Source organism: Desulfobacter sp. UBA2225 (assembly GCF_002348205.1).
Lineage (GTDB): Bacteria > Desulfobacterota > Desulfobacteria > Desulfobacterales > Desulfobacteraceae > Desulfobacter > Desulfobacter postgatei.
This window is the reverse complement of sequence record NZ_DDYV01000078.1, coordinates 1-11,062: the sequence shown is the minus strand read 5'-3', so window position 1 is coordinate 11,062 and position 11,062 is coordinate 1. Positions and strand designations below refer to the sequence as shown.

9 protein-coding genes are annotated in these 11,062 nt (G+C 47.4%); 8 read left to right on the top strand and 1 reads right to left on the bottom strand.

The genetic code is table 11. The annotated features are described in order from the left end of the window. The coding region (locus B3D59_RS04160) for a DUF748 domain-containing protein (RefSeq protein ID WP_286817876.1) at positions 1-2,046 on the top strand (2,046 nt) is incomplete at its 5' end. 6 nt (positions 2,047-2,052) lie between these two features. On the opposite strand, the gene dinB is transcribed toward B3D59_RS04160, so the two are convergent. Then, the gene (gene dinB, locus B3D59_RS04155) at positions 2,053-3,525 is read right to left on the bottom strand and encodes a DNA polymerase IV (protein WP_286817874.1); all 1,473 of its coding nucleotides are present in this window, start codon (positions 3,523-3,525) and stop codon (positions 2,053-2,055) included. Positions 3,526-3,666: 141 nt separating this feature from the next. On the opposite strand from dinB, the gene B3D59_RS04150 reads away from it, so the two are divergent. From B3D59_RS04150 to B3D59_RS04120, 7 genes are all read left to right on the top strand, one after another. Further along, positions 3,667-5,526, top strand: coding sequence for an extracellular solute-binding protein (locus tag B3D59_RS04150; RefSeq protein WP_286817873.1), 1,860 nt, complete (start codon positions 3,667-3,669; stop codon positions 5,524-5,526). Beyond that, positions 5,523-6,545, top strand: a complete 1,023-nt coding sequence (locus B3D59_RS04145) for an ABC transporter ATP-binding protein (RefSeq protein WP_286817872.1) — start codon at positions 5,523-5,525, stop codon at positions 6,543-6,545. Before B3D59_RS04150 ends, B3D59_RS04145 begins: the two co-directional genes overlap by 4 nt. 147 nt (positions 6,546-6,692) lie before the next feature. Beyond that, a complete protein-coding gene (locus tag B3D59_RS04140; protein WP_004071947.1) occupies positions 6,693-6,893 on the top strand; it encodes a cold-shock protein in 201 nt (66 codons plus the stop codon). A gap of 249 nt (positions 6,894-7,142) precedes the next feature. Beyond that, positions 7,143-8,144 (top strand): ABC transporter ATP-binding protein, encoded by a 1,002-nt coding sequence (locus B3D59_RS04135; RefSeq protein ID WP_286817870.1) that lies wholly within the window; start codon positions 7,143-7,145, stop codon positions 8,142-8,144. A gap of 213 nt (positions 8,145-8,357) precedes the next feature. Continuing rightward, positions 8,358-9,119, top strand: coding sequence for a SurA N-terminal domain-containing protein (locus tag B3D59_RS04130; RefSeq protein ID WP_286817869.1), 762 nt, complete (start codon positions 8,358-8,360; stop codon positions 9,117-9,119). A 106-nt stretch (positions 9,120-9,225) separates the two neighbouring features. Beyond that, a complete protein-coding gene (locus B3D59_RS04125; protein ID WP_286817868.1) occupies positions 9,226-10,170 on the top strand; it encodes a SurA N-terminal domain-containing protein in 945 nt (314 codons plus the stop codon). Positions 10,171-10,206: 36 nt separating this feature from the next. Next, a partial coding sequence (locus tag B3D59_RS04120; protein ID WP_286817866.1) for a magnesium transporter occupies positions 10,207-11,062 on the top strand: 856 nt, incomplete at its 3' end.

Sequence of the window (11,062 nt, the reverse complement as noted above, 5' to 3'; positions counted from 1 at the left end):
GTGCGGCTTGTGGAACTTCATAAGGCCCAGGTTGAGGTTAACCGGGATAAAACAGGCCGGATGGACCTGCTTGCAGCCATTGAAAAGGCTCTGAAACCAGGGGGCAACCCCGGGGAAAAGGCGACTGCATCAAAGCTTGCACAGACAAAACAAGACGCAACAAAGCAGGATGAACAGAACGCACCTGCACCTGCATGGGTTGCAACCATACATAAAACGGTTTTAGACCAGTGCCGGGTTCAGTTCATTGATCAAGCCAAAAAAGAGCCGGTGAAGGTGATCATGAAAGACATTGGTGTTACGGTTGAAAATATCTCCACAAAAAAAGGCGAAAAATCGACCTTCAAGGCATCCATGACCAACAAGGACAAGGGAGAAATTAATCTTGACGGCAGCTTTGACATTTCAGGGCCTGCGGCGACCGTTAATATAGACTTCAACCGGATTGATGTGAATACGGCAGAACCCTATTTTACTGATTTCTTGAAAATTTCAATATCCGAAGGATATCTTAATACCAGGGGTACAGTGGTCGTGACCCCGGCCAAGAAGAAAAGTGATCTACCCGAAATAACATACAAGGGTCAGGCTTCCCTTAACAATTTTATGTCTAAAAACAAGGTGGATGACACGGAATTTTTTTCATGCAAATCGCTCTATGCCACGGGTATGGATATTTGCGTAAATCCCATGAGTGTGGTGATTGAGAAAATTGCGCTGACCGATTTCTACCAACGGGTCATATTAAATAAAAACGCCCAACTCAATTATAAAGAGATTATGGTGGAACAACCCGAGGACAACACCGTACCCAAAGGTAAAACCAAGACCGAAGCGGCACCGGTCAAGGAAGGCGGTTCAATACCCGATATCCGCATTAACGCCATTACCCTGCAGGGGGGGCATATCAATTTCAGTGACTATTTCACCCAACCCAATTTTACCGCCAATATGACCGAGATCGCAGGCAGCCTTACAGGCCTGTCATCCATGGGCAAGGCGCATGCCCAACTTGTACTCAAAGGTGTACATGGCGGATATGCGCCATTGGACATCACAGGTCAGGTTGATCCTTTAAAGGACAAGCGTTTTGTTGATTTGACCATATCCTTCAAAAACATTGAGCTGCCTAAATTCAATGTCTATTCCAAAAAATATCTGGGATATGAAATAGAGAAGGGAAAACTTATCCTGGAACTGCATTACAATATTAACGGGGATAAGCTTAATTCAAACAATCACGTCCTGTTTGATCAGTTGACCCTGGGCAAAAAAGTGGACAGTAAGGACGCATCCTCCCTTCCTCTGGAATTTGCCGTTTCACTGCTCAAAAATTCCAAGGGCGAAATTGATTTGAATCTGCCCATTACCGGGGATCTCAGCGATCCTAAATTTCATTTCGGAAAGGTTGTGGGAACAGTCCTGAAAAATTTCATTATGGGAATTGTGACGGCTCCCTTTAAATTTTTAGGCAACCTTGTGGGTCTCGGCAGTGGCCAGGATCTGGGATATGTGGAGTTTGATCCGGGCAAAAGCCAACTGGATCAGGCCCAGAAAGACAAGCTGGACAAGCTTGCAACTGTGCTGGGAAAAAGAACGAATTTGAAACTGGAAATCCTGAGCCACTACAATAAGCTTAACGACGCCGAGCAGTTAAGATATGAGGCTTATGAAGCCATGGTTTTATCCATGGATAAAAAATTGCCCGAAGACGGTACGGTGAGACTGGCTGATTTGGATGAAGAAAAACGTACCCGTCTCATTGAAAAGTCCTATGACAAGGCACAGTTCCCCAAACCCAGGGATGCCTCCGGAAAGGAAAAAGAGTTGACCCTGGATGAAAAAGAGACCCTTCTGGTCACCAGCATGCCCCTGGATGGAGATGCCCTAAATGGCCTTGGGTGGCGGCGTGGCCGTGAAATTGCCAAATATCTGACAGAAACCGGCAAGATTGATGTAAGACGCGTATTTGTTACGCAGCCTGATCCTGTTGCTGAAGATGAAGAAAATAATGCCAGGATTAAGGCGACGTTTAATTTGAAATGAGGTTTTCTAATAACGGATTTCAAAATGTGTTAATTCAGGATCCACTGATACCGTTCGGGTGTTTACATCCTTTACCTCTGAAAAGGTGGAACCCTTTCGGCACCAGGCCAGCATATCCTGTATATCCTCGGGCTTACCCTGGAACAGGGCCTGGACCGATCTGTCGGGCATATTTCTCACATGGCCTGACAGACCGCGCTCCTGGGCCGCCAGCTGGGTTTCATGCCTGAAGCATACGCCCTGGACCCTTCCTGTAATGGTTACTTGCACAGCACAAAGCGGGTTCACTTTCTGATCTCCTATGTAGTTGTGTGAAACTTTATGGTTTTTCAGGTTTGCCTTTTTCAGGGCATCCGGGCCGAATTTGGCAAGCACCGAATCCATGGCTCTGTCCACGGCCTCCCATTGCCGTTGATCTTCCTGGTTCTGATCGGAAAACAAAGATCGCTGAATGGGCTTTTCGGTCTCCTGGAATTCAGAAACCCCCACCCCGACCAGACGGATTTTTTTGGTAATATTCAGATTATAATACAAGAAGAGTGCCTGGTCAAAAATAGTATTGGATGATGAAATCCATGTTTCAAGGGTTCTGCTCCGGGTGATTTGGGAAAAATCGGAGAATTTCAGTTTAATGCCGACCTTTCTGCATCTTTGGTTACCGGCCCGCAGTTCATTGCCGACCTTATGGGCCTGGGCAAGAAGCACGGATTGTACGTCCCGGGGATCTGAAATATCGGAGGATAACGTGACTTCAGCGGAGATCGATTTACGGGGCCTTTCCGGTTCTATGGGGGTGGCATCAATCCCCCGGGCCAGCTGGAACAGCCTTTGTCCGAAACTTCCGAATTTATTTGTTAATAGGTTGAGATCGAATCTCTTCACATCGCCCAGGGTTTCAATTTGAAGGCCTTGCATCTGGGCCATGGCCTTGGCGCCGACGCCAGGCACCTTGCTGATGGGAAGGGTGGCAATCACCTGGGCCATCTCCTTGCCGGAGATAATGGTCAACCCGTCCGGCTTGTCCATATCCGATGCTATTTTTGCCAGAAACCGGACCGGGGCCGCGCCAACTGAACAGGTCAGGGCAAGCTGATTGAAAATCTCAAATTTGATTTTTTTTGCGGCCTGTTCAGGCGTACCGATCAGTTTTTCACAACCCGTAATGTCCAGGAAGGCTTCATCAATGGAAACAGACTCCACCAAAGGGGAGAATTGTCTTAAAATAGCCATAATCTTTCTTGAATCCCGGGCATATTTTTCACGGCTGCCCGGCTGGATAATAAGATGCGGGCATCTCTGCCTGGCCTGAAATACGGGCATGGCTGAATGGATGCCGAATTTTCTTGCTTCATAGCTGGCTGCAGATACCACACTGCGGTTGGAATGCCCTGCCACGATAACGGGTTTACCCAGAAGCTCCGGATTATCGCGCTGTTCCACGGAAGCAAAAAATGCATCCATGTCCACATGGAGGATCATGGGATGAAAACTCCTCTTGGATCGGATTAAAAATTGCTGTATTGTTCTATTTTTTAAAAATTACTGTCAAGGATTGATTTAATCTTTTTACAAGTTAGGGAAGATATACTAAAGGTGCTGTCCCGGCGTGTTTTATTTGCAATGAGAGTTATTTTCTTTCTTTGCCTTTTGGGCGGGCTGTTCGGGTGCGCATCAGACCGGTCCCAAAATGTCTCTTCATCTGAACCGCCTTCCAATGCAGGCCTTGTGCCCCTGGTGTATCAAAAACTGCCGCACAATATCCTGTGGCTCACCAATGATACAGATCCGGTGTTTGCCTCGGACAATGCTGAAAAAGGCGGGGTGATCCGGGAGGCCATCATGAATTTTCCCATGACCTTCAGGGTGGTGGGACCGGATTCCAACGGCTCTTTTCGAAGCGCAATTCTGGACAACCAGCTCGCTTTGATTAATATCCATCCTGTCTCGCGGCGTATTATTCCCGAGCTTGCCACCCACTGGGCCTATGCCCCGGATAAAAAGACCATGTATTTTAAGCTCGATCCAGATGCCAGGTGGTCGGACGGGGTGCCGGTTACCGCCAGGGACTATTTGTATACCCTGACATTCATGCGCTCTGAACATATTGTGGCACCCTGGTATAATGATTACTACACCCGGGAGATCGAATCGGTTACGGCGTTTGACGATTACACCATTGCGGTCAAAAGCACCAAAGCCGTACCTGACCTTTATCTGAAACTTGGCATCAGCCCGACGCCTGAACATTTTTTTAAAACCCTTGGAGAGGACTTTCTATCCCGCTTCAACTGGGCCGTTGTGCCCAATACCGGGGCTTACCAGATCAGTGATTTTAAAAAAGGGCGATTTATCCGGTTTTCCCGAAAAAAACAGTGGTGGGCAAAGGACCGGCGATATTTTAAAAACCGGTTTAACGTGGATTCAGTGCTTTTTACGGTAATTCGTGATTTCAACATGCAGTGGGAATATTTTAAGAAAGGCCGTCTGGATACCTTTGGTATGGTGGTGCCCAAATTCTGGCACCAGAAATCCAACACCCCGGTTATTAATAAAGGATATGTGGAACGTATCTTCTTTTTCAATGATCTAGCGCAGCCTTCCAGGGGAATGTGGCTGAACCTGGACCGTCCCGTATTCGAGGATATCCGGGTTCGGCAGGCCTTTGCCCATGCCATGAACATGGATAAGGTGATCAAGCAGGTTTTACGGGGCGATTATTTCCGGCTGCCCCAGGCCTTTTACGGATATGGAGAATATACGGATTACACCATCAAAGCCCGTGGGTACGATATTTCACAGGTTGAAGCGCTGATGAAGCAGGCCGGCTGGCACAGAGGGCCGGAGGGCATCTGGCAGAAAGGGGCCATGCGGTTTTCCGTTATCGTGACCTATTATCTAGAAGAGCATATGCCCCAGCTGGCAGTATTGAAGGAAGAAGCGCTCAAGGCTGGTATTGACCTGGAACTGGAGCGCCTTGACCCCACAGCCATGTTTAAGAAAACCCTGGAAAAAAAGCATGATGTGGCCTGGATGGGCTGGAGTACGGGCATGCGGCCTTCTTTTTGGGAGGGATGGCACTCGGACAACGCACATAAGCCCCAGACCAACAACATCACCAACACGGATGACCCTGAACTGGACAAGCTTATTGACCGGTACCGGGACAGCCTGGATGAGCCCGAACGTATCAATTTATCTGGAACGATTCAAAACAAGATACATGATATCTGTGCATATGTGCCTTCATATATGGTGCCCTATGTCCGAGTGGCCTACTGGCGGTGGATGAGGCTGCCGAAATTCCACGGCACCCCTGTGTCCGATAGTTTGTTTGATCCTTTTGCCTCCGATGCGGGCGGGCTTTTCTGGATTGATGAGCATATTCGTCATCAGACCCTTGCCGTTGTGAACGCGGGACAGGTGTTTGCACCTGTTACCATCATTGACGACAAATATAAACGAAAGGGCCGGCCGGAATGAATCAAAAAAATTGTCCACCGCTTTTAGCTGTTAAGCATCTTGGGGTGGCATTCCGGACCGACCATGGAGAAGTCCTGGCCGTGGATGATGTCGGCTTTGAACTTACCTCCGGTCAGGTGCTGGGTATTGCCGGGGAATCCGGGTGCGGTAAGAGTGTGACAGCCTTGAGTTTGATGCGGCTTTTACCAAAGCCCGTGTCAAAAATTAAAGAAGGTGAAATCCTGTTTAAAGGACAAAATCTGCTTGACCTTCCTCTTGATGCCATGCGTAAAATTCGGGGCAAGAAAATATCCATGATTTTCCAGGAGCCCATGACCGCATTAAACCCGGTTCACACCGTGGGCCGGCAGATTTGTGAAAGTTATTCCCTGCATTTTCCGGGCATGGGAGCAAAGGCGAAAAATATAGCGTCGACGCAGATGCTTGAAAAAGTGGGGATACCCGATGCCCGGCAGGTCATGAAAAAGTATCCCCATCAATTATCCGGCGGGATGCGTCAGCGGGTGATGATCGGCATGGCGCTTGCTTGTGAGCCTGATATCCTTATTGCTGATGAACCGACCACGGCCTTGGATGTAACCGTACAGGCCCAGATTATGGATCTTATTTTTCAATTCCGGGATACAATAGGTATGGCCGTGATTCTAATTACCCATGATCTTGGACTGATCGCAGAGAACTGTGACAAGGTCGTTGTCATGTATGCCGGCACTGTGGCGGAGAGCGCTTCTGTGAAAACACTATTTCGGAAACCATTTCACCCCTACACCAAAGGCCTTTTGCGATCCATTCCTTCCCTGGCTCAAACGGCGAAGGAGCCGCTTCCCACCATCCCCGGCAATGTGCCTGCTTTGTCTGAAATGCATGCCGGGTGTCGGTTTGCCAAACGCTGCAACCGTGTATCGGCACAGTGCGAAAAACAACGTCCCCGGCTGATGCCCGTCTCTTCCGGCCATTTTGCCGCGTGTCATTTGGTGTATGGTGGCGAAAAAAATGAAATTTTAATAAATAATCCTTGATTTTTAAATAAAAGCTAATAATATACATTCAAAGCTGCAATTGCAGGGCTTTAAAAGTTTCGTTCTAAGGGCTGGACCCATTTGTTGGCGTGGCAGGACCTGAGTTTGAAACTAAAATTATTCACTACAAGTAAGGAGAGAGTCGCAATGGCAAATGGGATCGTAAAGTGGTTTAATGATGCAAAAGGTTACGGATTTATTGAGCAGGAGGAGGGACCTGACGTATTCGTGCATCATACCGGCATCAATGCAACAGGCTTTAAATCTCTTAATGAGGGTGACCGGGTCACTTTTGATGTGGAGGACGGACAGAAAGGGCCTGCAGCGGTCAACGTAACTGTCCAATAAGACTATTCTCAAAGGGTTTTTGAATAATGATTCTGTTCAGAAGCCCTTTTTTTTATGTCCTCATTTTTTTACCATTTCCTTAAAATTTGTCCTTATTTTTTATAAGAGAGTCTGTGTACCTCACATAGATTTTTCAATTATTGTTGTGGGCTGAACCACGGTGAAAAGCCGGGTCAGCCCATGGTTGTTTATGAAACTATTTTTCGGGTATAAACTATTTATAAAAGAGCGTTTTACGGGAAAAGATGAATGGGACAATCAGACTGTTCAGCAATGCGTCGGCCGATTCTGGATATCCAGCACCTGAAAAAATATTTTCCGGTCACTTCGGGTGTTTTCATGCGTCGGACCGGTAATGTTCATGCGGTGGATGATATCAGTTTTTCGGTTTTCAAGGGAGAAACCCTTGGTATCGTGGGAGAATCCGGTTGCGGAAAAAGCACGTTGGGCCGGTGCATCATGGGGTTGTATCCTTTGACCCAGGGCCGCATTCTTCTGGATGGGAAGCCATTGTCTGCCATGACCCGGAAAATGCGTAAAATATTTTCAACCCGGGCGCAGATGATTTTCCAGGATCCTTTTGAATCCTTAAATCCCAGGCAGACCGTGCGTCAGATTCTGGAAGAAAAGTTTCGCATTCACGGGGTGTCACAACAGGAAACGGCCATGCAGATTGAGTTGTTGCTGGATCAGGTGGGGCTTGACCCCGGGGCTTTGACCAAATATCCCCATGAGTTTTCAGGGGGGCAGCGCCAGCGCATCGGTGTTGCCCGGGCCATCAGCATGACGCCGCAGATAGTTATCTGTGATGAACCGGTTTCCGCCCTGGATGTTTCGGTTCAGTCAAAGATTTTGAATCTGTTGCTGGACCTGCAGTCTGCAATGGGTCTGACCTACCTGTTTATTTCCCATGATCTGTCCGTGGTCCGCCACATGTCTGACCGCATTATTGTCATGTACCTGGGCCGTATCATGGAAATTGCGAATGCCCAAAACATATATAATCATCCCACCCATCCGTATACAAAGGCATTGCTGGAGGCTGTGCCCGTAGCCGATCCGGATCGGCCTTCAAAAAGAACCCCGCTTCAAGGTGAAATTCCATCAGCTGAACATCCACCGCCGGGTTGCAGGTTTTCTTCCCGCTGTCCTGTGGCCCGATCCCTGTGTTTTGAAAAGGCGCCAACGCTTTCTGTCTGCTCCCATGACCCGTGGCATCTGACAGCCTGCCATTATCCCTTGTCCGATTAATTAATTTTTAGAAAGAGAGTGTTTTCGTAAGGGAAGGGCACTCAACGGTTTGAGGGGGGTTGCGAAAAAACAGGCATAATGCTAAAAGTTTCGAAAATTTAAGGAAACGGGCCATGGTTTGTTTCCTTTCCTTTTTTAAAAAAAATAGAGGAAAAATTCCCAAAATAAATTAATATACCGGCTCATGGCAGTTAGTCACAATGGGAATATAAAATGAGCAGCATTACAACTATTTGGCACGGCATAAAAGACGTCAATGGATTTTCAAGGGGCTTGTTAAATAGCTTCTCTTTTGGGGCGTTATTGCTTATGGCCACAGGTATTACAATTGTGATTGGATCCGGGTGTACGGATCAAAAAAAAGTTGAAGAAAAAGGCAGTATCATCAAAGCCGGCACCGTGGAAATCAGCCGGGCCGACTTTGCCCGGGAGCTGGAGGTCAAGCAGGCCAACTACCCTTATGATATTAAAGACAGTCCCAGTGAATACAATACCATGGTTCTGGATCTTGTTTCTGATCTGTCTGACCAGGCCGTACTGCTGGCTGCAGCCGCGGCCAAGGGTATTAATGTCAGTGACAAAGCGCTTGATGCTGCCATCGCCGACTTTAAGAAAGACTATCCCGAAGACAGTTTTGACCAGATGCTCCTTGAAAGGGCCATATCATATCCTGTCTGGAAAAAGAGGTTAAAAAAGGATATGGTCATCCAGGAATTAATTATGCAGGATCTGGTGGCGTCCCAGGAGATTCATCCCGAGGATATGATTGCTTTTTATGACCGCTTTGCAGGACACGAAACCCGGGACAATAATAATTCAGCAATGATGGATGAAAAAGATTTGCTGCTCAAGCTGCGGATAGAAAAAAGCCAGGAAGCTTTTGGGAAGTGGCTGCAGGGGTTGCAGGCCAGCTATCCTGTGTACATTGACGAGCTGGTGTTAAGCGCCTTTCTAATAAACCCTGAAAAGCAATAACAGCCCCGGCTGACCTGGTCTGTCAACACCTGGGTTAAACCCACAACAAAACATGAAAATAATTTAATAACGTATTGGGACTTTCATATAAAAAAAAGGCGGATGTATGAGAAAAAAACGAGACATCATTTTAATGGTTTTTATATTGGGGTTTTTCTGGGCGGCAAGTTGTCTGGCCCAAGAGGTGGTTGATCGGATAGTCGCCATAGTAAATGACGATATTGTCACCCTGTCCCAACTTGACATGGCAGCGGCCCCATATCGAAAAAATATTGAGGCATCCCAGGAGTCTTCGGCCCGGCAAAAAGAGATGATGGCGCAGATGTACACCCAGGTCCTCAATCAACTGGTAGAAAGCAGCCTGGTGGTTCAGGAAGCAAAACGAATGGGCATTGCCGTGGATGACACGGATGTGGACAATTCCGTGGAAACTTTTAAAAAAGAGCACAATCTTGATCAGGAAAGGCTCGAACTCGGCCTGGCCGCCCAAGGCCTGACCCTTGCGCAATACCGTGAAAGAATCCGGGAGCAGATCCTCCAGAGCATGATCGTCTCAAGGGCTGTCCGTGCCAAGATTGTTGTCACGGATCAGGAGATAAATGCTTATTATCAGAGCCATTATCAGGAATTCAAGGACAAGAAAAAATATTATTTAAAAAATATCATTGTAAGCGATTCAACGGATCTTTCCACGGTCCTGGTAAATTTGGAAAACGAAGTTGATTTTTCACAAGTTGCCAAAAACTATTCAATCGGCTCCAATGCGTCTTCGGGTGGTGAACTCGGTGAGTTTGACATATCAAGCTTCAGCGATGTGATCAAAGCGGCGCTTGAGGGTGTTGGCAAGGGGCAATACACAAAGCCCATTGATATGGGGGATTCCTTCCAGATTCTTTATGTGGCCGATATCATTTCACAGGGCCAGGGGCCTGTCCAGAAAGAGGTGGAAAAACAGATCCAAAATATCCTGTACCGGGAACACGGGGAAGTCCAGTTCAACAAGTGGATGGAAAATCTTAAAAACAGCGCGCACATTAAAATAATGCTTTAATCCTTTCGATACTGTCTGCCTATAGGAAAATTACCCATGCAAAAAGAGCAAATCCAGATACTTGAGACCAGTATTATAAGATTGTTGCGCCGGGGGGCCAACAAGCAGCTGCTCAATATCATAAAAAAAACCCATATGGCGGACCTGTCCATTGTTTTTGAAAATCTGACGCCCCCTAATCAGGAAAAGCTGTTTAAGCTGCTGGACAATCCAGATGATATCGGTCTGCTGTTTTCGCACCTGTCCGAAAAGACCTTTGTGGAGTTTGTTAAAATCGTAGATTTTGATAAGCTGGTGACTGTTTTTGACCACATGGCCTCGGATGATGCTGCCGAGTTGCTCGGGTGTCTGGACGAGGAATTGTCCGACAAGATTCTGTCCAAAATGAAAAAGGAAGAATCTTACAATGTCGAGCAGATCATGAGCTATGAGGAAGATACTGCCGGCAGCCTCATGGTTAAGGATTACGTGGCCCTGGAAGAAGACGTCAAGGCAAGGGAAGTGATCGAAGCGCTGCAAAACAAGTATCTCGATGTTGAGATGCCTTTCTACATCTATGTGATAGATAACTATGGCAAGCTTGTGGGGGTCAGTTCCCTTCGCCAGCTGGTGCTGGAATCCCCTGATAAGCCGCTTAAATCGTTCATGGCCACGGATATTGTATCGATCAAGCCTTATACGGACAGAGATGTTGTGGCCCGTCTGGTTTCCCGGTATGATTTTCTGGCCATACCGGTTGTGGATGATGACAACCGGATTATCGGTATTGTTACCGTGGATGACGTCATTGACATCCTGCACGAGACCGCCACCGAAGATATGTTGAAAATGGCTGGTGTGGGTGAGGATTATGTTGAGACCCAGTCCCTTCTTAAAGGTACCCGGATCCGTC